Origin of the sequence: Enterococcus sp. AZ197, assembly GCF_050556405.1 — a bacterium.
Taxonomy (GTDB): domain Bacteria; phylum Bacillota; class Bacilli; order Lactobacillales; family Enterococcaceae; genus Enterococcus; species Enterococcus faecalis.
Genome location: NZ_CP187873.1, coordinates 2,201,535 through 2,226,703 on the forward strand (window position 1 = coordinate 2,201,535; position 25,169 = coordinate 2,226,703).

Here is a 25,169-nt window from a genome sequence, read left to right on the forward strand (position 1 = left end):
AATCAAAACCAATAAATAATTTACAAGTTTTAGCAAATAAACAATATTGGAGAGAAAAATGAAACATTTTATTAAAGAAAACAAAGGTTTAGCCATCTACAGCTTTTTAATTGTCTTTGCCACTTATGGTATTAAACTATTTAACAATACTTACGCTATTGATACTATGCACTTAATGACTAATTACAGAGGCTATTTAAAACATTGGGTTTCCATTGGTAGACCAGGATTAGTAGCTTTAAAGCTTTTAACATACAACTATGTAAATGTTTATTTTTTAAATTTGTTAGCTATTATTTTCTTTGCTATCGCCACTATCTTGTTGTGCTATTATGTTGATCTTTCAACTAAGCAGATTTATAACAAAAAGTATTTATATATTATCCCAAGTATTTTTCCAACCAGTCAATTATTTAGCGAACAATTTTACTTCGTCCTACAAAATTTTGAATTTTCATTAGGTATCTGTTTGGTTATACTTTCTCTCATTGCTATTTACCATATTCCCAATAAAATTTTTAAATTATTTGGCTTTTTGTTACTGACGTTTACACTTACTATGTACCAATCATTCTTTGTATTTGCGTGTACCTTAATTTTATTCAAGATTTTAATGACATTGTATTTTGCTCAGTTGAATGACCTTAAAATTTCTTTTAAAGACTATGCCTTCAAAATTGGTCATTTTATTCTACTAGCTATTTCATCTCTCGTTCTATCTCAACTAATGGCGATGTTAGCGAAAAAAGTTTTAAACGTTGAAAGCTCCTATCTAGATAATATGATTCTTTGGGGTAAACGTCCCTTGATAGATTCTATCAATGATATTAAAGATTACGCCAAAGAACTATTTTTCCCTACAGTCGGAGACACTTTTTTTACACCGCTGTTTTTGATATGTGTTCTTTTACTGGTCATTGTATTAATTAATATGTCCTATCTAAAACGCAAAAATATTTTCTTCATCTTTATTACCTTGTTAGGTATTCTAATCACTCCACTCATGTTTACAATTTTAGGTGGAAAACGTCCGGCAATTAGAGGTGAAGTACCTAACTTCCCTGCTGTTTTAGCATTATTACTCATCTTTATTATGATTTACTGGGGATACAACTTTGTGCTTAAACATTTATTAGTTGGCATAGTAATTCTCTTTACTTTTATTCAAGTCCGGGAAACAACCAACCTAGAATATTCTGAGTATCTAACAGCGGAAGAAGATTTACGTACTGCGGAAATGATTACAAATAATATTTATTCAATGGAAATTGAGAATCCAGAATCCTATAAACTTTTAATGTATGGAAATCGTTCTCCTCGGAATGTTTCAAATATAAAAGGTGAAACAAACGGTGTCTCATTATTTGAATTCATGCCTAACTCGGTGCATACTAGTTTAAATACTTTACTCTATATGAAAACATTTGGATTAAATTTTAATGATCCTACACCAGAAGATTTTGAAAAACACAAAGCTTTACAAGCAGAAATGAATGTCTGGCCTAGCAAAGATTCTATCCGAGTGGTAGATGATTGTATTGTTGTTAATTTGTCAAAGTAGACAATTAAATTTTATAGATATTTTACTAGCGGTAGTTGTTTTAGCAAAAGACAACTACCGTTTGCTATAAAAAAAGAACCCTTGCAACACAAGGGTTCTCGAACATTCAAAAGTTGAATGAATTATTTTACTGTTACTGAAGCGCCAACTTCTTCTAAAGCAGCTTTTAAAGCTTCTGCTTCTTCTTTAGAAACAGCTTCTTTAACTGGTGCAGGAGCGCCATCAACTACAGCTTTAGCTTCTTTCAAGCCTAAGCCAGTTGCTTCACGAACTGCTTTGATAACTTTAACTTTTTGATCGCCAGCTGCTGTTAATTCAACAGTGAATTCAGTTTGTTCTTCTGCTGCTCCACCTGCTGCTGGTCCAGCTACTGCTACAGGAGCTGCTGCTGATACGTCAAATTTTTCTTCGATAGCTTTAACTAATTCGCTTAGTTCTAAGATAGTTGCTGTTTCTAACTCAGCAACGATGTTTTCAATGTTTAATGCCATTTTGAATTTCCTCCATTTAAATTAAAATTGTTTGTTTTTTATTTGTTTGAATTAGACTGCAATTAAGCAACTTCTTCGTTTTTCTCTGCCACTGCTTTGACAGCGTAAGCCACGTTGCGGACTGGCGCTTGTAATACAGATAATAGCATAGATAGTAAACCTTCGCGGTTTGGTAGTTTTGCCAACGCAGTAATTTGTTCCACTGAAGAAACTTTTCCTTCGATGACGCCACCTTTGATTTCTAATGCTTTTGCATCTTTAGCAAATTCGTCGATGATTTTAGCTGGTGCTACTACATCGTCGTTGCTGAATGCGACAGCAGTTGGGCCTGTAAAGACTTCGTCTAAGCCGTCTAAACCAACTTTTTTAGCTGCACGAGAAAGGATTGAGTTTTTGATGACTTTCATTTCTACGCCTGCATCACGTAATTGTTTACGTAAGTTAGTGACTTCTTCAACTGTTAAACCACGGTAGTCCACGATTACAACTGATGCTGCTGATTCAAATTTCTCAGCGGCTGCTTGAACTAGGGTTTCTTTTTTAGCGATTGCTGCTTCACTCATTTATTTCACCTCCTGATTTTGATGGTGGAGTTGGACTTGGTTTACGATATGTAAAGTAGAAGAATCAAATGAAACTTCGCTCACTTCGTTCGCCAAGTATTGTTTTACATCGGCTTTTTTTCAAAAAGTCGTGTAAAACAACAAAACTCCATGCCACCGTAGACATAGAGGGACCGAATTGTATATAACTCAACAATTGTCCTCGGTAGGAAATTAAGACTTGCGTCACCTACTGTCTTCGGTACAGTTAATTATTAACCTCACTCACTTTACCATAGGGTAAGTGAGTGAGTCAAGAATTTTTTAATTATTTTCTTTCAAATTAGAAAGAAGCTTGGTCAACGTGGATTCCAGGTCCAAATGTTGTTGTTACTGAAATGTTTTTGATGTATTGACCTTTAGCAGTTGATGGTTTAGCTTTCAATAATACGTCGTTAATTGTGTTGAAGTTTTCAACCAATTTTTCGTTATCAAATGAAACTTTACCGATTGGTACGTGGATGTTACCAGCTTTGTCAACGCGGTAAGTTACTTTACCAGCTTTAACTTCTTCAACAGCTTTTGTAACGTCCATTGTTACAGTACCAGTTTTAGGGTTTGGCATTAAACCTTTTGGTCCTAAGACACGGCCTAATTTACCAACTGTAGCCATCATGTCAGGAGTCGCAACAACTACGTCAAAGTCGAACCATCCACCTTGGATTTTTGCAACCATGTCGTCGTCGCCTACGAAATCTGCACCAGCAGCTTCAGCTTCTTTAGCTTTTTCGCCTTTAGCGAATACTAAAACAGTTTGTGTTTTACCAGTTCCGTTTGGAAGCACAACTGCTCCACGGATTTGTTGGTCTGCTTTTTTAGGGTCAACGTTCAATTTGTAAGCAACTTCAACTGTTGCGTCAAATTTCGCGATGTTTGTATCTTTTGCTAAAGCTACTGCTTCTTCAACTGAGTAAGCTTTTGTAGCATCAACTTTTTTCAATGCTTCTTGCATTTTTTTGCTCTTTTTAGCCATTTTGTTTCCTCCTTGATTGTGGTTATAACGGTTGTACCTCCCACGTCTTTCATATCTTTAAATATGAAACGAACTGAGAAGCTACTTCTTTGAGTAAGTGTGGAATAAAAATTATTCTACGATGATACCCATGCTTCGTGCAGTTCCTGCAACCATGCGCATTGCTGCTTCAACGTCAGCGGCGTTTAGGTCTGCCATTTTAAGTTCAGCGATTTCTTTCACTTGATCGCTTGAAACTGTTGCAACTTTAGTTTTGTTTGGTTCACCTGAACCTTTTTCGATTTTTGCAGCTTTTTTCAATAAGACTGCAGCAGGTGGTGTTTTAGTAATGAATGTAAATGAACGATCTTCATATACAGAGATTACTACTGGAATAATCAAGCCTGCTTGGTCAGCTGTACGAGCATTGAATTCTTTAGTGAATCCCATGATGTTGATACCTGCTTGACCTAACGCTGGACCTACTGGTGGAGCTGGTGTTGCTTTCCCCGCAGGAATTTGTAATTTAACGATTTTTTCTACTTTTTTAGCCACGAAAATACCTCCTTAAGTTCTCGTGCGTGGTTAATGGGGTTGAGATTTCCCCTCCCACTCAACGTACATTTAAAACATACCCTATTACTATACAGGATTCCCTTTACTTTTTCAAGATGTTTTTATGATTTCAAGACAATTTTTTTATCCGTTATTTTCTTCATGAAATGCGCATCATGCTCAATCACTAGCATTGCAGGCTTCACAGATAAGATTAGCGCTTCTAATTGTTGATGATTAAACACATCCAAGTAATTAAGGGGTTCATCCCAAATATAAAGCTCTGCTGATTGAGACAATGATTTGGCTACTTCGACTTTTTTCCGTTGCCCCATACTCATTTGTTCAATTCGATTAGTGAAAACGGCACGCTCCATCCCAAGTTTTCGTAAGTTATTTAAAAATTGGGTGTAATCTAACTGATTTTTCTCTGCAAATTCGGATAAAGTTCCTTGATTGTCTTCATAATCTTGGCGCACATAAGAAATGGTTAATTGGTGAGCCAAAGTGGCTTCGCCTTCTGAATCTCCAGAAAAATCCCCCAACAAATACTGAATCAAGCTCGATTTTCCTGAGCCATTTTTTCCTGTTATTCCAACAATTTCTCCCGCGTTTATTGAAAAAGAAAGTGGCGCAAATAGCCAATTTTTCTCGTAGCCTAGACGAAGCTCTTCCACCGTCAATAATGTTTTGTGATGCGTTGGCTGATAATCCATTGACAAAGGATCAATATACTCAAGATCTTTTAATAGTTTTTCTTTTTCTGCTAATTGTGTTTCGGCGCGTTGTTGAATGTGTTTCGAGCGCTTCATTACGCGCGCTGCCCGGGCACCAATGGCTCCTGTATCAAAAATCGCCCCGCTCCCTTTTTCTTTAGCGTTGCCGTACTTATCACCTTCACGGTTCATCGACCATTCCGCTTTTTTACGAGCGGTTTCTTTCAAGCGATTGACTTCTTTTTTGATTTTTTCATTTTCTGCTAGTTCAAAAGCATCTCTTAATTTTTTTTGCTCTTCATAAATAGAAAAATTCCCTTGATACAGCGTCAATTGACTTTTTTCAATCGCCAAAATATGATCAACCACTTCATCAACAAATGCCCGATCGTGGCTGACTAAAATAAACCCGTGTTTCTTTTTTTTCAAATATTCAGCCACTTGTTGTCTGCCAGCTAGATCTAAATGATTTGTTGGCTCGTCAATTAAAGGAAAGGCATTTTCTTCAATAAAAAGAAGACCTAATAAAACTTTCGTCTTTTCGCCGCCTGATAAAGAAGAAAAGGGCCGCCATAAAACTTCAGGATCAACGTTTAAAAGCGTTAATTCTCGTTCTAATTCCCACTGTTCAAAAGAAGTCACCTCTTGTAAGACATAATAAGTGAGCTGTTGTTCTTCTGCAACTGTTTGTGGAAAATAGACGAAATCGACTTGATGAAGAATCTCTCCTTGGTAATCCAACTGCTTTTGTAACAATCTTAATAAGGTTGTTTTCCCACGGCCATTGCGGCCAATCAATCCTAATTTCCAATTGGTATCCATCGTGATATTTGCCTGATCAAAAAGCAATACTTCTTGATTATCATAGGCAAAAGATAGTTGTTTTAGTTCAATTTTCGACATAAATATACCTCCATAAAGCAAAATTGATGCAGCTTTACGGAAATCAGCGGCATCAATCCAAGGTATACAAAAAGACCCGTGGCTGAATTCTTTAAGCTAATTTCCGAAAATCCGCACACTCCACCCGTTATAATCAGGCAAAGTTATACAGTTTCTCTAAAAAATTAACTTAAATTTTCAACGCACGAATCCCTCTTTTCGTCTTTTATTATCTAGAATTTAGCATCTCTTCACTGATTTGTCAACGAAGGCCCCTTGCTTTCATTCTGATAAAAATTTAAATTATTCGCTAAAACACAAGCGATTGCCTAGTTCCCCGCCATTTTTTGTGTTAGACTTCCAATGAAAACATATTCTAATGAAGAAGGTGCTGAAATGGAAGAGTTACGCTTTAATAGTGTTTTTGATATTATCGGACCCGTTATGATTGGTCCAAGCAGTTCTCATACAGCTGGAGCGGCAAGAATTGGAAAAGTGGTTCGCAGTATTTTTGGACAGCAACCTGATAGCGTTGACATTTATTTATATGAGTCTTTTGCCAAAACTTATCGTGGTCACGGAACAGATATCGCCTTAGTTGGCGGCCTTTTAGGTATGGAACCAGATGATGAGCAATTAGCCAATTCTTTGGAAATTGCTTATGAACAAGGAATGGAAGTTTGTTTTATTCCTAAAAGTGAAAAAGCAGACCACCCTAATTCCGTTAAAATTGTGGTTTCTTCTGGCGACCGAAAACTATCTGTGACAGGAATTTCAATTGGTGGTGGAAACATTCAAATTTCTGAATTAAATGGCTTCAAATTGTCTTTAAGTATGGGCACGCCAACATTTATCGTTGTTCATCAAGATGTTCCTGGCATGATTGCTAAGGTGACCAACATCCTTTCAGCTAGCGATATCAATATTAGTACAATGACCGTTACCCGAGAATCTAAAGGGGAAAAAGCGATTATGATTATTGAAGTTGATCAAGCCGAAGTCGGTGACATTGTCATGCAATTAGCTGAAATCCCTCATATATATAGCGTTAACTATTTTGACTAAATGAACGTAAAGGAGTAATACGATGTTTTATTCAATTGAAGATTTGGTAGCTCAAGCGAAAGATTACCCTTCTGTGAGCGAATTAATGATTGCAACAGAAATGGCTCATGGCGGGTATTCTCGTGAACGAATTATTGAAACAATGGAAAAAAATCTAGCCGTTATGAAACAATCCGTCGCTGAAGGAATCGCTGGTGTTACCTCAGTAACAGGGCTAACTGGTGGCGATGCAACCCGCTTAAATGATTACATACATTCAGGCAACTTTTTAAGCGGTGAGACCATTTTACAAGCCGTGCGAAATGCGATTGCTGTTAATGAAGTTAATGCAAAAATGGGCTTGATTTGTGCTACACCAACCGCAGGCAGTGCCGGAGTAGTTTCTGGCGTCTTGTTGGCAGTTATTGACCGCTTAAAGTTAACGCATCAGCAACAATTGGATTTTCTATTTACCGCTGGGGCTTTTGGCTTAGTGATTGCCAATAATGCCTCAATCAGTGGTGCCGAAGGTGGTTGTCAAGCTGAAGTCGGTTCTGCTAGTGCAATGGCAAGTGCCGCTTTAGTTGCGGCTTCTGGCGGTACGCCTGATCAATCTGCTCAAGCTGTAGCCATTACGATAAAAAATATGATGGGTCTCATTTGTGATCCTGTTGCGGGACTTGTTGAAGTTCCTTGCGTGAAGCGAAATGCATTAGGTTCTTCTCAAGCCTTCATCTCAGCTGATATGGCTTTAGCGGGGATTCGAAGTGTCATTCCACCAGACGAAGTCATCCACGCAATGTACCAAGTGGGTCGCCAAATGCCACAAATTTTCAAGGAAACAGCTGAAGGCGGTCTTGCGGTGACACCAACTGCACAACGTTTAAGCAAAGAAATTCTAGAGAAACAAAAATAGAAATAACTATAGCAAGAAGCTTACAGAAAAAAACGTCCATTCGTTTTTTCCGTAAGCTTCTTCTTTAATAACTTGTTCCGCCTAAACCAACCACAGCGACAATTCCATTCATGACATCTTTCATCGTTTCACCCACAAATGAAACAGTTCTACCATCAACGCGTTTAATCATTGGTAACATTTCAATACGATCTGCTTGTGCTGTCGTCACACATTGCAATTTTACAGTTGCTGGTGTTTGCAAGGTATATCGGGGTAATTCAGACAACGCAAAGGAAGTTAACACCTGACTTGTAGTCGCTACGATAGCTTCCCGAACTTGTTGCATGGGTCTATTTTTGATTGCATAACGTCCCAGAGAGTCTTTGGTGGAAACAAAGGGAACTTCGGGCATCATTTTTTCTTGAAAAAGTTGTTCCTCTAAGCCTGATTCACCGATAATTAAACCAACAGGGACACCTAATTCGCTAGCGTAAGCTGCATTAATTGTCGTTTCATTCATCGCTAAGTCGTTTATTTTTAAACCATAAGCAACACTAGCGCTATACCCATGATCCATATTCCCTTTTTGTTTACCAATACCGGCATGATAACCTAAGAAAAAGACTACATCATAGCTACTATCCAAGCCACTCATCATATAATCCATGCGAGGAAAGCCGCTCACTAAGGAAATTCGTTCATCCATTTCTGCCAAGCGCGCATAAGCTAAATTCAATCCACGGCTATGCGAATCGGCAATAGTAATTTCTGTAATTTGTTCATTTTTAGCACTCTTTTGAATCCCTTCAATCAACCAAGCCACATGTTGGTGATATAATTCTCGGAATAAAACGGTGTCCTCTTTTTCCATATCAAATGTCGCAATACCTGCTAATCCTTCAATATCGCATGATACATAAATCTTCATTTGTTCCACTCCTTTGACAATGGCTGAACCAGTGCTTGAATTTTGTCAGCATCTAAATTTTTGATTAATTGAATGACTAATTCTTTCGCCGCTTGGTAATCTTGAAAGTCCACATAGCAATGGGGTGTGTGAGCGTAACGGACAGGAATTCCTACAACAATCGTCGGGGCTCCTTGAACTTGTGTAATCGCCATGCCATTGGTTCCACCACCACTTCGAACAGAAACTTGAACAGGAATTTTGTGTATTTTAGCAATCTCTAGTGCATACTCTTGAAATTCTGGATTCGTAATCATAGAAACATCAAAATAACGTAACATCGGTCCTTTTCCCATTGCTGATTGAATCATCTCTGGCGTTTCTGCCGTATCATCAGCCGGGCAGCCTTCGAAAACAATAGCTAAATCAGGATTGACTTGTTTTGCGGCAATAAGTGCTCCTCTTTCGCCAACTTCTTCTTGTGCAGTTACTGTCGCAACTAACTTGAATGGAAGTGTCTCTTCTTTCAACTCCTCCATGACGTCCACTAAGCAAGCACAGCCAATGCGACAATCAAAAGCTTTTCCTAAAAAAAGATCTGTCTGTTCGTTGTAACAACACGTCACATCTGGAATGACCGGTGCACCAAGATCGATTTTGTACGTTTCAATTACTTCTTCTTTTGAGGTAGCACCAATGTCGATCGTCAAATCAGCAATGGTTAATGGCCGCTGACGTTCCTCTGGTGTCATAAAATGAGGGGGCCGACTAGTAACTACGCCTGGCAGATAGGTGCCTTCCCGGTTACGAATCCGAACTTTTTGTGCAGAAATCGTATTAGGGACCCAGCCACCTAACGGAAGAAAACGCAACAAGCCGTTTTCTTTAATTGCTTGAATCATAAAACCCACTTCGTCACTATGGGCATCAAAAAGCACAACTGGACCTTCACTTAGATTATTTTTCTTCTCAAGATATAAATTTTTAATGGCATCTAGCCGTTGAATAGTAAAATCCGCAGTTGCATGTTGAAGGATTCTAACGACTTCTGTTTCAAAGCCTGAAACACCATTAGCATTTGAAAGTTCCTGAATTAATTGAACAGCTTGACTTTTTTTCATTTTTTCCCAACCTTTACTTGTCACTGATAGAGACTGATTTGTAATAGCCTGAACCTAATGGACCATAGACTAAATTTTGGACAGAATCGGCCACTAAGCGTGCTTCTGTTAATTGATAAAGAGGAACTAGGGGTGCTTCTTCCGCAACCAATTGATCCGCTTTTTGTAATGTTTTCCAACGTTCTTCATATTTATTTGCATAAGTTACGTTTGCTTCTTGAAGCAACTGATCAAAGGTCTTATTAGACCATTTACCAAAATTATTGGAATTTTTTGATTGCAATAGGTTTAAGAAGTCGATTGGATCAGCATATACTGGCGTCCAGCCACCAACCACAATGTCGAAATCTCCGCTGCGACTTTTTTCTAAACGATTATTAAAAGGAACTGGCGAAACATTGACTGTTAAATTTTCTAAATTATCTGCTAAAGCTCCTTGAACATACTCACTGATTTTTTTAGCATTTTCTGTATCCGAACTTAAAATCGTTAGCTCCGCTTTTTCAATTCCTAATTCTTTTTTAGCCGTTTGCCATAACTCTTTCGCTTTTTCTGGTTCACTAGGATTTAAATCTCCTAATTCCTCTGCAAAATCTTTTTGCGTTTCTTGATTAGTGAAACCTGTTGGCACGAAGCCAAGTGCTTTTTTTGAGCCATCATTTAAAACATTTTTAGCTAAACGCTCAGAATTCAATGATAATGCTATTGCTCGACGTGCATTCTTATTTGCCAAAAGATCTTTTTGCGTATTTAATTGGATATAATACGTTCCAGGAATTTCACGAATTTTCAAAGCTGCATTGCCTTGTTCTTGTGCAACAATTTCTCCAGAAATTTTTACAACATCTAATTCTTTCCCTTCGAAAAGATTTTTCCCAGTATTGACTTCTTTAACTACTTGGACATCCACCTTATCTAGCGAAACATTCGCTTGATCCCAATAATTTTTATTCTTCACATAGGACCAAGTATTATTCGTGCCATCCCAACCTTCTAATGTGAAGGCGCCATTGTAAAGTGTTGACTCAGCTGATGTACCATAGTTTTTGCCCGTTTTTTCGACAAATGCTTCATTTAAAGGATAAAAAGCTGGTACCGCCAATAATTGTTGAAAATAACTCATAGGATAGCTTAGCTCTACTTCCAAGGTATGGTCATCAATGGCTGTTACTCCTAACTCTTCTTTAGATTTGCCACCGTCAACAATAGCACGATAATTTTTTAGCCCTTCAAAGTAATACGCTTGCGGGGAAGCTGTTTTTGGGTCCACTGTGCGCTTCCAAGAGTATTCAAAATCATTGGCTGTGATTGGCTCGCCGTTACTCCATTTTGCATCTTTTCGAATCGTAAAAGTATAGCTTAAACCATCATTGGAGGGCTGTACTTTTTCAGTTGCCAATGCTGGTTTCGCTTCTCCTTTTTCGTCAAAGGAGAAAAGTCCCTCTCCTACTTGACTCATTACATCTGCTGCGGTATTATCCATTGCCAACGACACGTCTGCCGTTGATAATTCCGAATCAATCCCGACCCGTAATACCTGTTGTTCTTGCTTTTTGGTTTCTTTCCCAACACTTCCACAGCCCGAGAGAAGTAGAACCATGATTGCTGCCAAAGACAGCCTTTGCTTTGTTGCCCTTTTCATAAAAACACCTCATTTTTTTATTTTTTGATACCTTTTTCCCACAAAATTATTTATAATCTGATAAAGGAGGTTTGCTCATGAACTTAGATTACTTAAAAGAAACGTATCATTTAACGAAAACAGAAAGTCAGATTTTGTATTATTTGGATCAACAAAGTACGAATGCGGCCGATTTGAGTATTCGGGAAGTTGCCAAACACTGCTTTTCTTCGCCTAGTTCCATCATTCGTTTAGCCAAAAAATTAAATTTATCAGGTTATAATGAACTTATTTACAAATTAAAAGAAGCCCATTTTTCTCAGCCAATCCCTTTTGAAACAGCGCCTTCATTTGAAACAACCAACGAGTTTTGTCAACTGCTTGCCAAACACAAGAGTCATTTATTTGTTATTTTAGGTCATGACTTTTCACGACATTTGGCGGCTTACATTAGTGAAGTTTTCAATTTTCATGGCATCCCCAGTATCACAACAGCCTATACTCATTCGATAAATAGTCAAAATAATCAGAATTTTCTTTTCATCATTCTGTCACATTCTGGTGAAGAAAAATACCTAAAAGAAACAGCTCTGCTTGCGAAAGAGAAAAAACATCCTATCATTTCTTTTGTTGGCGCCAAAAATTCAACTCTTGGTCGACTGGCAGATCTCGTTTTTTCAACTGACTCTTACAGCCCGTTTTCAACAAGTGTCGCTCAGCCACAAATGTTTTTTGGCCAAACATTAATCACCTTTGAAGCCTTGATTTGTGCTTATTTAAATCATGAGGATTCCATTCCAATATCTCCTAAAAATAAATAATTTTATTTATTATAGCTGAAAAAAGCTATTTCGCTAGCCAAAGTATAGAAATTCGATTAGCAATTGATCTACTTCAGGATTTTCATGTAATTGACTATGTTGTGCATTTTCTCCTTTAATAATCTGGCTAGTGACTTGAGTTCCTCGCTGTTTTAGCAAGGCGTTGACTGCTAAGGCACTAGATAACGGCACCGTTCCATCACTTAAATCTGTTGCACTTAATTGACCACCAATTAATAAAATGGGCAGTTTTTCTGGAACAACATTAATCATCTCTTGATAATCCAAATAGCGGCTACTTTTTTCTGTGGGGCCGTTTTCTAGTTCCGTTTCGATGGTTTGCTGTTGACTCGTATCAATAAAATCATTGAAGGGTGCTCCAATGCTGACGAATTTTTCAATTTTAGGTAACGATGCGTCTTGCCCATAGGTTCCTAAATAACGTAAGCCACTAACACCGCCCATAGAGTGCCCGACAATATTGGCTTTGTTCACTTGATAATTTTTTTGTAAATAGAGTAATGTGTTTTTTATCCATTCTGTTTGATTCCATTCATTGTTTTTATTATCTTCAAATAGAACTTGAACACTGGGATTCGTCGCTTTGCCACTTAAAGCTCCTCGCTCTTTAACCACGGTCCCATCAGGTTTAACGAGTAGCACTAATTCTTGAGTTGTGGCACCTTGTTTCTCCAAGCGATGCAGTAACGAGCCAAACGAATTTTTAGTTCCTGCGTAACCATGAAAAAAAAGTGTTGGTGTTGTTGTGCGGTTTAACTCAACAGTTGCTTCTTTTGTGGCGGCTTGATTGTCATTCTTCGTGGTTGCCCCAATTTGGCAAGCACTTAATAATAGAACAAGACCCATTAGCAAAGAAAAATAACGATATTTTTGGGCATGTTTCATTTTTTTCATTCCTTTCTGCGATGAACTAAAAAAGGGCTTGGAAAAGAAGTCAGTTGACTGCTTTTCCAGACCCTACAATCTGTATCAATCAGCTGAACAATAGTTTGTCAGCTTGTTTATTAATCAATGTTATCGACTTGTTCAAAGTCTAATTCTGTACTTGTTTCACGACCAAACATATCGATGTTTACTTTTAATTTTTGTTTTTCTTCATCGATTTCTGTCACAACACCTTCAAGACCAGAAAAGGCACCTTCGATAATTTTCACTGTATCGCCTAGCGCTACTTCTAAGTCTGATTGACGGGTGCTCATGCCAATTGAACGTAAAATGTGGTTAATTTCTTCTTGTAATAAAGGAGCGGGTTTACTACCGGCACCATGTGAGCCTACAAAACCAGTTACGCCTGGCGTGTTACGAACAATATACCAAGAATCATCGGTCATAATCATTTCCACTAACACATAACCAGGGAAAGTTTTATGAACGATTTCTTTTTCTTTACCATTTTTGACTTCTTTTTCTGTTTCTTCTGGTACAACGACACGAAAAATATAATCGCCCATCCCCATGCTTTGTGCACGTGATTCAATGTTTGCTTTTACTTTATTTTCATAGCCTGAATAGGTGTGCAATACGTACCAATTTCTTTCAAAAGTTTCCATTACTGATTCGGCTCCTTTAAATGTTTTAGTTTATTTTTTTCGAGCAAATAAAAAAAGCTCAGTTTCCCGAAGCTTTTTCTCGAATACTATTATAGCACCCCTCGTCGGGAAATACTAGAATTAATTATTTTAAAATCCAGCCAAATGCCGTTTGGATAACAGTATCCATGATAAAGAACAATGCTGCAAATAAAATAGATGTTTCAATTACAACTAATGTATCTTTACGCAATTGTTTTTTTGTTGGCCAAGTTACTTGCTTCATCTCATCAGCAACGCTGCGGAAAAATTTCATGTTGATACCCTCCTCTAAATCTATTTCGTTTCTTTATGTAACGTGTATTGATTACAATATTTACAGAATTTATTGATTTCTAAGCGTTCGCCACGTTTACCTTCACTAACGGATTTAGAATAGTTGCGAGAGCCACAAACGGAACAAGCAAGAGCTGCTTTCTTTGTTGCCATGTTCTTCGACCTCCTCTATTCACAAATTTACTTCTTAACAGTACCATTATTCGAAAAAGTTGTCAAAGTTTAATTTACTTTTTAAAGAAGCGCTGTGCCGATTCTTACGTAATTTTTTACCATTATCGCGAATACGTGCTTGATTTCTTTTATAAAATATCTGATTTTTCTTTATTTTCTATTTATTTTAACAAAATTGCTTTTATTCTGAGGTCTCAGCTATTGTTTTCTGCTAAGTTATGATATGATAAATTTATTAAAAATGAACCCTTAGGAGGCCTGTTTATGTTATTAAAATCTGTAGTTATTAAAAAAGATAATTTAACAACCGTCAATGAATCTTGTACTCTAGAAGAAGCTCTTTCTATTTTAGAAGACTCAGGTTACCGTTGTGTCCCAATTTTAGACGAATCTGGAAAAATTTTCCGAGGAAATATCTATAAAATGCATATTTACCGCCATAAAGCAAACGGTGGCGATATGAGTTTACCTGTTACCTATTTGTTAAAAAATGCCACAAAATTTATTTATGTCAACACTTCATTTTTCAAGGTATTTTTTACTATTAAAGAACTACCTTACATTGCTGTTTTAGATGAAAATAATTATTTTTACGGCATTTTAACACACAGCACCTTATTAAATATTTTAGCGCAATCTTGGAATGTAAAACAAGGGAGCTACGTTTTAACAATTGCTTCAGTTGGTCAACAAGGCGACTTAGCAGCCATTTCAAAAATCATTGCCAAATATAGCAGCATCGCCAGCTGTATTACATTGGATGTCGATAGTGAAGAATTTGTTCGTCGCACACTTATTACTTTACCAGCCGGCACAACTGCCGAAACGTGTACAGCCATTGTAGAACATTTAGAGCGGAAAAACTTTAAAGTTGTAGAATTGGAAAATTTAGAAGACGAGTAAAATTTACGACCTTTATCTTAGGATTTAAAGCTAGGGAGGCAAGTCAAAATGACTTACCTCCCTAGCTTATTTTTTAGACTTCTTCACCAATAATTCGAACTTCCGTTTGTAATTCAACATCAAATTTTTCTTTAATCACTTCTTGGATATGTGCAATTAATTCCACATAATCTGTTGCGGTTGCATGATCGATGTTAACAATAAATCCCGCATGCTTTTCGGAAATTTGAGCACCGCCCCATTTTAAGCCTTGTAAGCCAGCGTCTTGGATTAATTTCCCTGTAAAGTGACCAACAGGGCGTTTAAAGACACTGCCACAAGAGGGATACTCTAGCGGTTGCTTCAGTTCACGAAGTTCCGTTAATTCATCCATTTGGGCTTTAATTTCTGCATGGTTTCCTTTTTCTAAAGCAAACGTTGCTTGCAAGACAATACAATGTAATTCTTGAATTTCACTATGACGATAACGGAAATTCAGGTCTTCTTTCGTCATTGTTTGGATAGTTCCATCTGCCAACAGCACTTCTGCAGATTGGAAAACATCTTTAATTTCCCCGCCGTATGCTCCAGCATTCATATAAACAGCACCACCGACACTTCCCGGAATGCCACAAGCAAATTCAAAACCAGTTAAATCAGCTGCTAAGGCTTCGTAGGTTGTATCAATCAGCTTGGCACCAGCATCCACAATCATGGTGGTACCGGCTACTTTGATTTCTTTCATTTCTGTTAGCATAATCACGACATCGCGAATACCGCCATCACGAACAATCAAGTTGCTAGCATTGCCTAATACTAACCATGAAAGTCCTTGTTCTCGGCAATACGCCACAATCTCTTCGACTTCTTTTTTTGTTTTGGGTAAGGCCAACACGTCAGCTGGGCCGCCTGTTTTGGTAAAGGTTACGTTTTTTAATGGTTCATCTACTAATAAAGTAATTTCGTTTAATGTTTCTAACATAGCTTTAGTGTTCACGAAAGTTAGTCCTTTCTTTTCAAAATATCTGTCTTATTCTAGCATGATAGAAAGAAAGTTGCTAGTCCTCTTTAAAGAACATGCCGTTGTTGTTGGCGTAGCATTTCTTCACATAACGCATGACTTTCATAGACTTTTTCTTGTTTTAACTCTTGCTCTTGCGGTTTTTGAATGGCCTGGATGAAAGCAGTAACCATTTGGTAAAAACCTCTTTTTTCCAATGTTGGCGTCCAATCCCCCATCTCTTTTACTTGGTATTCTTCTTCTGTTTGGATGGTCAAATGCGTTAAATTTTCCAAGCGATAAGTACCTGTGGGGCTGGTGACTTCAAAAGTTTCTGTATTGGCCCCAGAGTGTAAATCCATAGAACAAACAATTGTTGTCTGTTCGGTTTCTAATTGTAAAATTGCTCGTTTTAAATGACCGTTTTCTTCCACTAATTTTGACTGCACCACGTGGAGCGGTCCTTCCGCTAAATAAACGGCGGTATCAACGACATGTAAAAATAAATCATACATCATAAAACTTGTTTCTCTCGTTGTATTGATGCGGTTCTTTTTAATAAAAATTGTTTGTTTTTCAGGAATATTTTTCAATACTTCCGTATAAGGGGCAAAACGACGATTGAAGCCAACCATCAGGCGCAGATTTTTGGCTGCTGCCAATGCTTGTAATTCTTTGACTTCAGCAAGCTCTTCACTTAAAGGTTTGTCCACAAAGACGTGAATACCAGCCTGTAATAATTGGCGAACGACTGCACCATGCACTTTTGTGGCTACATGGACAAAACAAGCATCAATCTTTGCTTCAATCAATTCTTCTATGGTCCCAACGGTTTCTGTAAAGCCATACTGATCAGCGATTTTTTGTCGTGTTTCTGGGTTTCTAGTTGCTAATACAAACTCTGCCAAGTGGCGGCATTCACTATAAGTTGGCAAATACGCTTTTTGTGCAATATTTCCTAAACCAATGACTCCAATTTTCATTCGTTTGTCCTCATTTCTGCTCTTTTTACTATTTTATCATAGACTACTTCTTTCCAAAAATCAGTCATTTTCTCTTTTTCTTTTCAAGTATTTAAAACTTCTTTAAAAAGTATTAGAATAGAAGAAAGCACCAAGCGACCTTTTCTTTGGTTCTGGTTTGCACTGAAACGAGCAAAAGCGTTTCTTATTTGAAAGGAGTTTCAACAATGAAATGTATTTCTTGGAATGTCAACGGCTTACGAGCGGTTGTTAAAAAGAATTTTATGGATGTTTTTAATGAATTAGATGCAGATTTTTTCTGTTTACAAGAAACAAAATTACAAGCTGGGCAAATTGATTTAGAACTTCCTGGCTATCATCAGTATTGGAATTATGCCGAAAAAAAAGGCTATTCTGGCACAGCAATTTTCGCTAAAGAAGAAGCGTTAAGTGTTCGCTATGGCTTAGGTATCGAGGCTCTCGATCAAGAAGGCCGCGTGATCACTTTAGAATATCCAGAATTTTTCATGGTCACTTGCTACACACCAAACTCACAAGCTGAACTAAAGCGTTTAGCTTATCGAATGACATGGGAAGATGCTTTTCGTGCCTATTTAAACGAATTAAATCAAGAAAAACCCGTCATTCTTTGCGGTGATTTAAACGTAGCTCATCAAAAGATTGATTTAAAAAATTGGAAAACCAATCAAAAAAATGCGGGGTTCACGCCTGAAGAACGGCAAAAATTTACTGAGTTGTTAGACAGTGGCTTCACTGATACATTCCGTTATTTTTATCCAGAAGCTGAAGGCATCTACTCATGGTGGAGTTATCGCTTTAACGCACGAAAAAATAACGCAGGTTGGCGGATTGACTATTTCGTTGTGTCAGAATCCTTGAATGAACGTTTAGTCAGTGCTAAAATCCATACAGATATTCTTGGTAGTGATCATTGTCCAGTGGAAGTTGTACTTGATTTTTAAGTGTTACTCAACGCGTTGAAAGGAGTTTTTTTAATGAACTTTTACGCTTTTGACTTTGAAACAGCTAGTTATGATAAACATAGTGCCTGTTCCATTGCAATTGTTAAAGTAGAAAATAGTCGGATTGTGGATGAATTTTACACGTTAATCAAACCAGAAACACCTTTTTTCTGGCGAAATACGCAAATTCACGGCATTCATGAATCAGATGTTGTCAATGCGCCCAAATTCCCTGAAGTCTGGCAACAAATTCAGCATTGTTTTCAACCAAATCGGTTAGTGGTCGCTCACAATGCAAGTTTTGATTGTAGTGTTTTGGCTGGCTGTTTAGATTACTATGGCTTAGAACAACCTAATTACCTTTCTTTATGTACAGTCAAAACGAGTCGCAAACTGTTTCCTGAATTTCCTAATCATAAATTAAATACCGTTTGTGAAAACCTCAATATCACTTTAAATAATCATCATGATGCTTTAGAAGATAGCCGAGCTTGTGCCGAAATTCTTTTACAGCAAGAACAACGATTTGGGGTTGAACCTTTAAAAAAATTAGTATTGGTGAAATAATCCAGTTCTTGTTTCCAGCGAAGGCGTTATCTCTTTCAGTGGCTAGTTGGCAGGAGATAACGTCTTTTCTTTTACATAACTTTTCCTCTAGACCAAAAATTTTTCTGAAAGGACGCGATGATGTATTCGATTCTTTACTTATTCACAGACTCTCTTAAAAATACGTGGCGCTCAAAAAACCAATTTAGTACGTTGATTCTTATCTTTATTATTAGTTTTCTGACTTTTTCTGCTCTATTATTGACTTTGTTGTTTTCTCGATGGCTTTCACAAATGATTCTTCTTGATAATTATGCAGTGATTCCTCCCTTGAAAATTTTCAGAGGTTTGGCTGGAATCAGCGCTGGAACACTCTTTTTCTTCCTGATTAGTTATATTTGCCGAACTTTCTTCCTAACTTTTTTAGAGCAAAAAAACGACTTACTGATCTTAGCTCTTTTAGGTACGACAAAATTACAAATTTTAATTAACTATGCCTTACAACCCATCTATTATTTGATTTTTATTTTGCCTTTAGCTGCTTTTCTAGCCAATAAGCTCATTCAACAGTTTATCCATGATTTTTTCAGCGAGGTACCTGGTTTAATGCATATCGATAGCTACATGCAAGGTATCTTTTTACCACTAACAGGAAGCCTATTGTTCATTTGCTGTTGTGTCTTTTTAATTCTTTTTAGGAAACTCAATCGCTTAATCAAAAAAGGTACTTGACTAACTATGCGAAAAAAGTGAGAAATACGTCATCTCGACGTATTTCTCACTTTTTTGAATGACTTAGGTTCTTTAGGTTAATTACTTTTTTCCGCCTCTTTTAAGCCAAGGCTTCAATAATTTCGGTCATTGTTTTTGAACCAAAAATCATTTGTTCTCCATCAATCAGCATTGCTGGAACGCTCATAATTTTCTTTTCTTTTTTCAACTCTGGAAATAGACTAATGTCCACCATTTCTGCTTCCACATGAGGATTAATTGATGCAATACGTTGGCAAGCCGCCACGACATCGGGACAGAAATGACATGTTAGTGAAACAAAGATTTCTATTTTTCTTTTTGGCAATGCAAGTATGTTCTTTTGCAGACTTGCTTCTAACGGCTGCCCCTCGCTGCCGACATTATAAACCGCCAAAACCAACGAGTTTACTTCATGGCCACTAGGAATACCACTAAATTTAATTCCTGTATAGTTTCCTGCCGCATCTAAGAGCACAACGCTAGGCATTTTTTCAATCCCATACAGCAATTCTTTGGCTGGCTCAGTATCTTTCAAAATCGTTTCTAAAGTAATCTTCTGATCCAGACTTGCAAATTCTGTTAAGAATGACTGAAGTTCCAATGATTTTTCATCACTTGCATCCAAAAACTGAAGCAATGTCACTTTTTTGGTTAGTTTAGCGAAAATACCGTTTAATTGTTGGCGCATACTTTCTGGGAACCACTGATGCTTACCAGTAACTTTCGCTGGCTGTTTTTCTTTTGGTTGCTGACTGTTTATTTCAGGGACAGATTGATTAGCTAATCGTTCAGTCATTCGCTTCGTTACAATCGGTTGACCTGCCTGTGTTTTTTGTTCTGTCACGTAACGTTGCGCATGAGTGGCGGCAATTGCACCGTCTGCAACCGCCGTCACAATTTGACGTAATTCTTTTATTCGTAAATCTCCTGCTGCATAAACTCCGGGAATATTGGTTTCCATATTCTCAGTTGTTGGCACATACCCACGGTCTAAGGCAATTTTCCCTTCAAAAATTTCTGTACTTGGTTTATTTCCAGCAAAAACAAACAGACCAAATGTACTGTCTTTTGGTGCTTCATAAACCGTTTCTTCTCCCGTCTGGTTATTGACAAACACAGCTTTTCGGACAAAATCATCTCCCGTAATTTCTTTCACTTCTGTGTTATAAACAATCTTAATTTTCGGGTGATTTTTAGCCGCCTCCGCAGTTAATTTTGCACATGTAAAATCGGGTTCTCGGATAATCATCGTTACTGATTTACCGTAACGTGTCAAATAAACGGCCTCTTCCGCTGCTGCATAACCGCCACCAATCACAAAAATATCTAGGCCTTGGAAAAACTCCCCATCACAAGTAGAACAATAGGCCACGCCGCGTCCTGTAAATTCACTTTCACCAGGGAAACCAATTTTACGAGCAGAGGCCCCTGTCGCAATCAATACTGCATATGCTTGATAGGTTTGACTCGCTGATTGAACAGTTTTTATCGTTTGACTAAAATCAACATCAATAATCTCGTCGTTTGTAAAAGCTACACCGAAGTCTTGTGCTTGAATGCGCATTTCTTCCATTAGTTCTGGACCTGTTGTGTGACGAATCGCTGGATAGTTCACAATTTCAGAAGTCGTCGTTACTTGTCCGCCAATTTTGTCTTTTTCAATAATTAAGGTATCCATCATTGCGCGACCTGCATAGATACCTGCAGATAAAGCAGCTGAGCCGCCACCAATAATAATCAAATCGTAGATTTCTTCTGTCACTTGCTTCTCCTCTTTCTTCTGTGTTTCAGAAAAAGAGCTGAACAAAACATTTTCTCTGTTTTATCCAACTCTTTGACCTCTATTTACAAAGCGAATTTAAATTTTACCAACTAAATCTAAGCTTGGCGCAATTGTTTCTTCTCCTGGTTGCCAATTGGCTGGACAAACTTTATCACCATGTTCTGCTACAAATTGAGAAGCTTCTAATTTACGAACAAGTTCTTCAGCATTACGACCAATACCCATGTCGTTGATTTCATAAGATTTGATGTCCCCTTCTGGACTCACAATAAATGAAGCACGGTAAGCCATTCCAGAAGCTTCATCTAAAACGCCAAAGAAACGAGCAAGTTGACCGTTGGGATCGGCTAACATTGGATATTTAATTTTTCCAATCGTTTCTGTAGCGTCAGCCCATGCTTTATGCACATAATGACTATCTTCTGAAACAGAGTAAACCTCACAATTTAATTCCTGTAAATGCGCATAATGCTCTTGCATATCCCCTAATTCCGTAGGACACACGAAAGAAAAATCAGCTGGATAAAAGAAGAAAATACTCCATTTTCCTAAAATATCTTCTGTTGATACTCGTGTAAATTCACCATCGTGATAGGCATCACATTCAAAGTCAAAAAGTTTTTGATTAATTAAATTCATTGTCGTTCCTCCTCTGTTTTTTTACTCTTTAAGGATAACAGTTTATAATTATTCCGTCAATAGAATAATTATAAATAAAAGAGGTTTTATTAACACATAATACTGTCATATTGAGAATTTTATGATTATCATTCTCAATTAGAAATAGCGAGATAACTTTTTAAATAACATAAAAAAGAAAGCGAATCATTAAAAGAACTTGCTTTTTAATGATTCGCTTTCTTTTTGTGAAGACATTCTTTAACTATCTAAAATAATCGTTTCTTTCTCTTTGGTAATTAAAATAACTCCATCACCAAGAGGAACTAAAGTAGAAGTTAAATCAGGGTGAGCCATGACTACATCTAAAAATTGGTTTAATTTACGATGAATCGCTCGATTTTTTTTCGGTACTTCCTCAGCAGGGTCTAAAATTGTCCCAGCTTGAAATACATCATCCACCATCAAAACGCCGCCAACTGGTAGCAATCGTAAACATTCAGGTAAAAATTCAATGTATTTTGATTTGGCACTATCCATAAAAATAAAGTCATAAGGTCCTTCCAACGTTGGTAGAATCTCAGCTGCTTGTCCTTCTAAAAGAGTGACCTTTTCTTCTAAGTCTAGGCGTTGGTAGGTTTTCTTCGCTTTTTTTATCATTACGTCAAAACGATCAATCGTGGTCACGTGACCATCTTCACCGACAAATTGGGCCATCAAGCTTGAAGAAAAACCAATTGCTGCCCCGATTTCTAAAATATTTTTGGGCTTTAGTTGTCCTAGCAAAAATTGTAGAAAAACTACTGTTTCGTGTGGAATAATCGGCACTCCTGCTTCATTGGCTTCCGCCTCCACTGCCCCTAATTCTCCGGGAAGTTTCTTTTGTTTTGTACGCATATACTCAACCAATTCTGGTTTAACGACTGGTCGATGCATCATTTCGTTTCTCATCACTTTCGCTCCTTTTCGTCCCTTTATTATACGAAGTCCTTGTTCCTATGTAAAGGATTGAAATAGGATTCTTATTATTTGTTTGAAAATAACATGCACATTCTTAACTTCCTAGCTAAGTGCGGATTACTTCTTGTAAGTACATTTTTTCTTTGTTTCTGCTATTTTTTATTAAGTTTTATTCAGAAAACGTCAAAAAGTAGCCCTCAAGAACATACCTATTGATTTTTTCTCGTTATTTCTTATAAAAATATTTCTACATATGTTAATATTTTCCCTTAAATCACTATTAATTCTTGCTATTTCAAGCCCCAAAACAAGCCTATAACCTTGCCAAAATAAGAAACGTCAAATTTTACTACTTTGTCTGTAAAAATTTGATATCACAAAAGAAAGGAAATCTTGTATACTCTTTACAGATAGTGATTTATAGTGAAGCACATAACCAAATTCCCGGACTTGACTTGGTTCAAGTACATATGCAGGCGAGCTATTTGATAGTTCCCTGATAAAAATCGTTTCGACGATTTTGCACATAGCACTACCTTTCTAAAAGCTAAAAATTATTTTTAGCTAGAAAAAAGACAACCGTTTGAAACGGCTGTCTTTTTTTTTAATAAATTAACCCAAGCAAATCTTCTTTTTCGATATTGCCAAAGTATTTTTTAACGTCAATTTGATCAATGGCTTCTTCTAAAGAAGCTTTATCATATTTCACGCCGGTTAAAATATCTTCAACATCTTTAATTTCACCAAGCCCAAAGAAGTCCCCAAAGATTTTAATTTCTTGAATGGCACCATCCGCCACGTTCATTTTCATTTCAATTGAACCAATTGGAAAACGATGGCGACGTTCTAAGTTAAATGCAGGTGATTTACCATAATTCCAATCCCAATTGCGATAGTATTGCTCTGAAATTTTGTTAATAGCCGCCCAGTCTTGATCAGTTAATTCATACGTTTTAACTTGGTCGATCGAATCTACGCCGAAAATTTTCAAAAGAATTTCTTGGCGGAATTCTTCCGTTGTCATCTCTTGTTTATCTTCAGATAAAAATGGTTTAATGTTTGTTACCCGTGAACGAACAGACTTGATACCTTTAGATTCGATTTTATCTTTCCGTACTTTCAATGTATTTACAACTTCATCAATATCACTATCAAACATTAAGGTTCCATGTGCAAACATGCGGCCGTTGGTAGCGTACATCGCATTTCCTGAAAACTTCATATCATTAATCACTAGGTCATTGCGCCCTTTTAATTCGGCACCTTCAACGCCTAAGTCGTGCAATGCTTGGATAATTGGTTGGGTAACTTTCGCAAAATCACGGAAAGAGTTGCCGTCATCTGGCATAATAAAACTAAAATTCAAATTACCATGATCATGATAAACGGCGCCGCCGCCACTTAAGCGACGAACAACATGAATGCCGTGCTCATCTACATATTCTTTGTTAATTTCTTCAATTGTATTTTGGTTACGGCCAATAATGATTGACGGCTCGTTAATGTAAAATAAAAGAATGGGCTCATCTAAAGGCATTTCTGTTAACAAATATGTTTCAATTGCTAAGTTCACTCGTGGGTCATTATTTTCATTCGGTACAAAAATCACAATCGGTTCTCTCCCTTGGTATAGTTACTTTTTTAAATCTCAACTGTTAAATCTGGTTGGGCTAATGTCACTGGAATTTCCGTTCCAGCATAGTTTTGCGCTTCTTCCCGTAGTTGTTCCAATGACCCATGCTGTGGTAAATGGGTCAACATCAATTGTTTGACTTGTGCTGCTTTGGCAATTTCACCCGCTTCTCTTGACGTAAAGTGTGCATGATGTCGTTCATTACCTTCAAATAAGTACGTATCCGCTAAGAATAAATCAGCGTCTTTTGCAAAGTCTTCAAAACTTGCTAAGTAACCAGAGTCTCCTGTAAAGACAAAGACTTTGCCAGTCGCTTTTTCAACAATCCGCATCGCGTAACAAGTGACAGGATGAATCGTTTCCATGAAAGTAATTAAAAATGGTCCTACTGCCAACTCTTCTGCTTCAAAATACTCTTTCCCTTCGGAAACGTTAGGAAGCGTTAGTTCTTTGAAATGCATTTGATCTTGTGTATGGCCATATATTGGCAAAATAGGCGTCGGTTCCAGCGTTGGATAAAGCTGACGATAATATTGTAAAACACCTAAATCTGCGATATGGTCATGATGGTAATGCGACAGAATGACAGCATCTAATTTCAATGGATCTAGATAGTTTTCTAAACGCACTAATGTCGTACTGCCTGCATCAATAAGCAAATGAAAGCCTTCAGATTCTAACAAATAGGAACTCGTTCCTTCTCCTTTGTATGGATAAGCACCTAAACAGCCTAAGACAGTCAATTTCATGTGTGGACAACCTCCTTCAATACGATACTTCCATGTTACCATAAAATAACGGAAAAACGAGGTTAAAAC

General features: G+C 37.3%; 27 protein-coding genes and 1 other annotated feature. Of the genes, 8 read left to right on the top strand and 19 right to left on the bottom strand.

Annotation, left to right across the window (positions count from 1 at the left end; all coding sequences use genetic code 11):
- The first annotated feature begins 58 nt into the window (after positions 1-58).
- Entirely contained in the window at positions 59-1,561 is a 1,503-nt protein-coding gene (locus tag IGK82_RS10525; RefSeq protein ID WP_010709871.1) for a glucosyltransferase domain-containing protein, read from the top strand.
- A 122-nt stretch (positions 1,562-1,683) separates the two neighbouring features.
- On the opposite strand, the gene rplL is transcribed toward IGK82_RS10525, so the two are convergent.
- The 5 genes from rplL to lsa(A) all read right to left on the bottom strand — a co-directional run bounded on the left by rplL (position 1,684) and on the right by lsa(A) (position 5,780).
- Positions 1,684-2,052 (bottom strand): 50S ribosomal protein L7/L12, encoded by a 369-nt coding sequence (gene rplL / locus IGK82_RS10530; RefSeq protein WP_002356427.1) that lies wholly within the window; start codon positions 2,050-2,052, stop codon positions 1,684-1,686.
- Positions 2,053-2,114: 62 nt separating this feature from the next.
- Positions 2,115-2,615, bottom strand: a complete 501-nt coding sequence (rplJ, locus tag IGK82_RS10535; RefSeq protein ID WP_002356426.1) for a 50S ribosomal protein L10 — start codon at positions 2,613-2,615, stop codon at positions 2,115-2,117.
- Positions 2,616-2,745: 130 nt separating this feature from the next.
- Positions 2,746-2,875: a sequence feature (ribosomal protein L10 leader region), on the bottom strand.
- A 62-nt stretch (positions 2,876-2,937) separates the two neighbouring features.
- Positions 2,938-3,627: a 50S ribosomal protein L1 gene (gene rplA, locus IGK82_RS10540; protein ID WP_002356425.1), complete on the bottom strand. Its 690-nt coding sequence runs from the start codon at positions 3,625-3,627 to the stop codon at positions 2,938-2,940.
- Between the two features lie 111 nt (positions 3,628-3,738).
- On the bottom strand, positions 3,739-4,161 hold the full coding sequence (gene rplK, locus IGK82_RS10545; RefSeq protein ID WP_002356424.1) for a 50S ribosomal protein L11: 423 nt from the start codon (positions 4,159-4,161) through the stop codon (positions 3,739-3,741).
- Between the two features lie 122 nt (positions 4,162-4,283).
- Positions 4,284-5,780: an ABC-F type ribosomal protection protein Lsa(A) gene (lsa(A), locus tag IGK82_RS10550; RefSeq protein WP_010709872.1), complete on the bottom strand. Its 1,497-nt coding sequence runs from the start codon at positions 5,778-5,780 to the stop codon at positions 4,284-4,286.
- 375 nt (positions 5,781-6,155) lie between these two features.
- On the opposite strand from lsa(A), the gene sdaAB reads away from it, so the two are divergent.
- Together sdaAB and sdaAA are read left to right on the top strand one after the other, a co-directional pair.
- Entirely contained in the window at positions 6,156-6,824 is a 669-nt protein-coding gene (sdaAB, locus tag IGK82_RS10555) for an L-serine ammonia-lyase, iron-sulfur-dependent subunit beta (protein ID WP_002414070.1), read from the top strand.
- Between the two features lie 22 nt (positions 6,825-6,846).
- Positions 6,847-7,719 carry an L-serine ammonia-lyase, iron-sulfur-dependent, subunit alpha gene (gene sdaAA / locus IGK82_RS10560; protein WP_002362308.1) on the top strand — a complete coding sequence of 291 codons (873 nt, stop codon included), beginning with the start codon at positions 6,847-6,849 and terminating at the stop codon, positions 7,717-7,719.
- Between the two features lie 64 nt (positions 7,720-7,783).
- On the opposite strand, the gene IGK82_RS10565 is transcribed toward sdaAA, so the two are convergent.
- Genes IGK82_RS10565 through IGK82_RS10575 form a run of 3 tightly spaced genes read right to left on the bottom strand, consistent with a single transcriptional unit; the run spans position 7,784 to position 11,371 of the window.
- Positions 7,784-8,629 (bottom strand): M55 family metallopeptidase, encoded by an 846-nt coding sequence (locus IGK82_RS10565; RefSeq protein ID WP_010709873.1) that lies wholly within the window; start codon positions 8,627-8,629, stop codon positions 7,784-7,786.
- Positions 8,626-9,729: a M42 family metallopeptidase gene (locus IGK82_RS10570; protein WP_002356417.1), complete on the bottom strand. Its 1,104-nt coding sequence runs from the start codon at positions 9,727-9,729 to the stop codon at positions 8,626-8,628. The genes IGK82_RS10565 and IGK82_RS10570 overlap by 4 nt, the downstream gene beginning before the upstream one ends.
- Before the next feature lie 13 nt (positions 9,730-9,742).
- Complete coding sequence (locus IGK82_RS10575) at positions 9,743-11,371, bottom strand: peptide ABC transporter substrate-binding protein (protein ID WP_002362523.1); 1,629 nt, start codon at positions 11,369-11,371, stop codon at positions 9,743-9,745.
- Between the two features lie 77 nt (positions 11,372-11,448).
- On the opposite strand from IGK82_RS10575, the gene IGK82_RS10580 reads away from it, so the two are divergent.
- Entirely contained in the window at positions 11,449-12,171 is a 723-nt protein-coding gene (locus tag IGK82_RS10580; RefSeq protein WP_002374063.1) for a MurR/RpiR family transcriptional regulator, read from the top strand.
- Positions 12,172-12,204: 33 nt separating this feature from the next.
- On the opposite strand, the gene IGK82_RS10585 is transcribed toward IGK82_RS10580, so the two are convergent.
- The 4 genes from IGK82_RS10585 to rpmG all read right to left on the bottom strand — a co-directional run bounded on the left by IGK82_RS10585 (position 12,205) and on the right by rpmG (position 14,210).
- Positions 12,205-13,086 (bottom strand): alpha/beta hydrolase, encoded by an 882-nt coding sequence (locus IGK82_RS10585; protein WP_430605092.1) that lies wholly within the window; start codon positions 13,084-13,086, stop codon positions 12,205-12,207.
- A 110-nt stretch (positions 13,087-13,196) separates the two neighbouring features.
- The gene (gene nusG / locus IGK82_RS10590) at positions 13,197-13,742 is read right to left on the bottom strand and encodes a transcription termination/antitermination protein NusG (RefSeq protein WP_002384070.1); all 546 of its coding nucleotides are present in this window, start codon (positions 13,740-13,742) and stop codon (positions 13,197-13,199) included.
- 124 nt (positions 13,743-13,866) lie between these two features.
- A complete protein-coding gene (gene secE / locus IGK82_RS10595) occupies positions 13,867-14,037 on the bottom strand; it encodes a preprotein translocase subunit SecE (protein ID WP_002356409.1) in 171 nt (56 codons plus the stop codon).
- A gap of 20 nt (positions 14,038-14,057) precedes the next feature.
- The gene (gene rpmG / locus IGK82_RS10600; RefSeq protein WP_002356408.1) at positions 14,058-14,210 is read right to left on the bottom strand and encodes a 50S ribosomal protein L33; all 153 of its coding nucleotides are present in this window, start codon (positions 14,208-14,210) and stop codon (positions 14,058-14,060) included.
- Positions 14,211-14,495: 285 nt separating this feature from the next.
- Between rpmG and cbpA the strand changes: the two genes are divergently transcribed.
- The gene (gene cbpA / locus IGK82_RS10605; RefSeq protein ID WP_002365057.1) at positions 14,496-15,134 is read left to right on the top strand and encodes a cyclic di-AMP binding protein CbpA; all 639 of its coding nucleotides are present in this window, start codon (positions 14,496-14,498) and stop codon (positions 15,132-15,134) included.
- Positions 15,135-15,207: 73 nt separating this feature from the next.
- Here the strand turns inward: cbpA and murB are convergent, their stop codons facing one another.
- Both murB and IGK82_RS10615 read right to left on the bottom strand, forming a co-directional pair.
- Complete coding sequence (murB, locus tag IGK82_RS10610) at positions 15,208-16,095, bottom strand: UDP-N-acetylmuramate dehydrogenase (protein WP_002387193.1); 888 nt, start codon at positions 16,093-16,095, stop codon at positions 15,208-15,210.
- A gap of 86 nt (positions 16,096-16,181) precedes the next feature.
- Positions 16,182-17,096 (bottom strand): Gfo/Idh/MocA family protein, encoded by a 915-nt coding sequence (locus tag IGK82_RS10615; RefSeq protein ID WP_002359452.1) that lies wholly within the window; start codon positions 17,094-17,096, stop codon positions 16,182-16,184.
- Between the two features lie 206 nt (positions 17,097-17,302).
- Between IGK82_RS10615 and IGK82_RS10620 the strand changes: the two genes are divergently transcribed.
- The 3 genes from IGK82_RS10620 to IGK82_RS10630 all read left to right on the top strand — a co-directional run bounded on the left by IGK82_RS10620 (position 17,303) and on the right by IGK82_RS10630 (position 19,336).
- Positions 17,303-18,058: an exodeoxyribonuclease III gene (locus IGK82_RS10620; protein ID WP_010709876.1), complete on the top strand. Its 756-nt coding sequence runs from the start codon at positions 17,303-17,305 to the stop codon at positions 18,056-18,058.
- Positions 18,059-18,091: 33 nt separating this feature from the next.
- Positions 18,092-18,625: a 3'-5' exonuclease gene (locus IGK82_RS10625; RefSeq protein WP_002356400.1), complete on the top strand. Its 534-nt coding sequence runs from the start codon at positions 18,092-18,094 to the stop codon at positions 18,623-18,625.
- 120 nt (positions 18,626-18,745) lie between these two features.
- On the top strand, positions 18,746-19,336 hold the full coding sequence (locus IGK82_RS10630; protein ID WP_010709877.1) for a hypothetical protein: 591 nt from the start codon (positions 18,746-18,748) through the stop codon (positions 19,334-19,336).
- Positions 19,337-19,436: 100 nt separating this feature from the next.
- Here the strand turns inward: IGK82_RS10630 and IGK82_RS10635 are convergent, their stop codons facing one another.
- From IGK82_RS10635 to IGK82_RS10655, 5 genes are all read right to left on the bottom strand, one after another.
- Positions 19,437-21,119, bottom strand: coding sequence for an FAD-dependent oxidoreductase (locus tag IGK82_RS10635; RefSeq protein ID WP_010709878.1), 1,683 nt, complete (start codon positions 21,117-21,119; stop codon positions 19,437-19,439).
- Between the two features lie 96 nt (positions 21,120-21,215).
- The gene (ahpC, locus tag IGK82_RS10640; RefSeq protein ID WP_002367212.1) at positions 21,216-21,779 is read right to left on the bottom strand and encodes an alkyl hydroperoxide reductase subunit C; all 564 of its coding nucleotides are present in this window, start codon (positions 21,777-21,779) and stop codon (positions 21,216-21,218) included.
- A 240-nt stretch (positions 21,780-22,019) separates the two neighbouring features.
- Positions 22,020-22,709, bottom strand: a complete 690-nt coding sequence (locus tag IGK82_RS10645) for an O-methyltransferase (protein ID WP_002381418.1) — start codon at positions 22,707-22,709, stop codon at positions 22,020-22,022.
- Between the two features lie 613 nt (positions 22,710-23,322).
- A complete protein-coding gene (locus tag IGK82_RS10650; RefSeq protein WP_002356394.1) occupies positions 23,323-24,327 on the bottom strand; it encodes a lipoate--protein ligase in 1,005 nt (334 codons plus the stop codon).
- 32 nt (positions 24,328-24,359) lie between these two features.
- Entirely contained in the window at positions 24,360-25,100 is a 741-nt protein-coding gene (locus IGK82_RS10655; protein WP_002356393.1) for an MBL fold metallo-hydrolase, read from the bottom strand.
- Between the last annotated feature and the right edge of the window lie 69 nt (positions 25,101-25,169).

Bases quoted from the DNA above. Each gene is read 5' to 3' on its own strand.
- IGK82_RS10525 (WP_010709871.1), top strand. From the start codon at position 59: ATGAAACATTTTATTAAAGAAAACAAAGGTTTAGCCATCTACAGCTTT.
- rplL (WP_002356427.1), bottom strand. From the start codon at position 2,052: ATGGCATTAAACATTGAAAACATCGTTGCTGAGTTAGAAACAGCAACT.
- rplJ (WP_002356426.1), bottom strand. From the start codon at position 2,615: ATGAGTGAAGCAGCAATCGCTAAAAAAGAAACCCTAGTTCAAGCAGCC.
- rplA (WP_002356425.1), bottom strand. From the start codon at position 3,627: ATGGCTAAAAAGAGCAAAAAAATGCAAGAAGCATTGAAAAAAGTTGAT.
- sdaAB (WP_002414070.1), top strand. From the start codon at position 6,156: ATGGAAGAGTTACGCTTTAATAGTGTTTTTGATATTATCGGACCCGTT.
- sdaAA (WP_002362308.1), top strand. From the start codon at position 6,847: ATGTTTTATTCAATTGAAGATTTGGTAGCTCAAGCGAAAGATTACCCT.
- IGK82_RS10565 (WP_010709873.1), bottom strand. From the start codon at position 8,629: ATGAAGATTTATGTATCATGCGATATTGAAGGATTAGCAGGTATTGCG.
- IGK82_RS10570 (WP_002356417.1), bottom strand. From the start codon at position 9,729: ATGAAAAAAAGTCAAGCTGTTCAATTAATTCAGGAACTTTCAAATGCT.
- IGK82_RS10575 (WP_002362523.1), bottom strand. From the start codon at position 11,371: ATGAAAAGGGCAACAAAGCAAAGGCTGTCTTTGGCAGCAATCATGGTT.
- IGK82_RS10580 (WP_002374063.1), top strand. From the start codon at position 11,449: ATGAACTTAGATTACTTAAAAGAAACGTATCATTTAACGAAAACAGAA.
- IGK82_RS10585 (WP_430605092.1), bottom strand. From the start codon at position 13,086: ATGAAAAAAATGAAACATGCCCAAAAATATCGTTATTTTTCTTTGCTA.
- nusG (WP_002384070.1), bottom strand. From the start codon at position 13,742: ATGGAAACTTTTGAAAGAAATTGGTACGTATTGCACACCTATTCAGGC.
- secE (WP_002356409.1), bottom strand. From the start codon at position 14,037: ATGAAATTTTTCCGCAGCGTTGCTGATGAGATGAAGCAAGTAACTTGG.
- rpmG (WP_002356408.1), bottom strand. From the start codon at position 14,210: ATGGCAACAAAGAAAGCAGCTCTTGCTTGTTCCGTTTGTGGCTCTCGC.
- cbpA (WP_002365057.1), top strand. From the start codon at position 14,496: ATGTTATTAAAATCTGTAGTTATTAAAAAAGATAATTTAACAACCGTC.
- murB (WP_002387193.1), bottom strand. From the start codon at position 16,095: ATGTTAGAAACATTAAACGAAATTACTTTATTAGTAGATGAACCATTA.
- IGK82_RS10615 (WP_002359452.1), bottom strand. From the start codon at position 17,096: ATGAAAATTGGAGTCATTGGTTTAGGAAATATTGCACAAAAAGCGTAT.
- IGK82_RS10620 (WP_010709876.1), top strand. From the start codon at position 17,303: ATGAAATGTATTTCTTGGAATGTCAACGGCTTACGAGCGGTTGTTAAA.
- IGK82_RS10625 (WP_002356400.1), top strand. From the start codon at position 18,092: ATGAACTTTTACGCTTTTGACTTTGAAACAGCTAGTTATGATAAACAT.
- IGK82_RS10630 (WP_010709877.1), top strand. From the start codon at position 18,746: ATGTATTCGATTCTTTACTTATTCACAGACTCTCTTAAAAATACGTGG.
- ahpC (WP_002367212.1), bottom strand. From the start codon at position 21,779: ATGAATTTAATTAATCAAAAACTTTTTGACTTTGAATGTGATGCCTAT.
- IGK82_RS10645 (WP_002381418.1), bottom strand. From the start codon at position 22,709: ATGAGAAACGAAATGATGCATCGACCAGTCGTTAAACCAGAATTGGTT.
- IGK82_RS10655 (WP_002356393.1), bottom strand. From the start codon at position 25,100: ATGAAATTGACTGTCTTAGGCTGTTTAGGTGCTTATCCATACAAAGGA.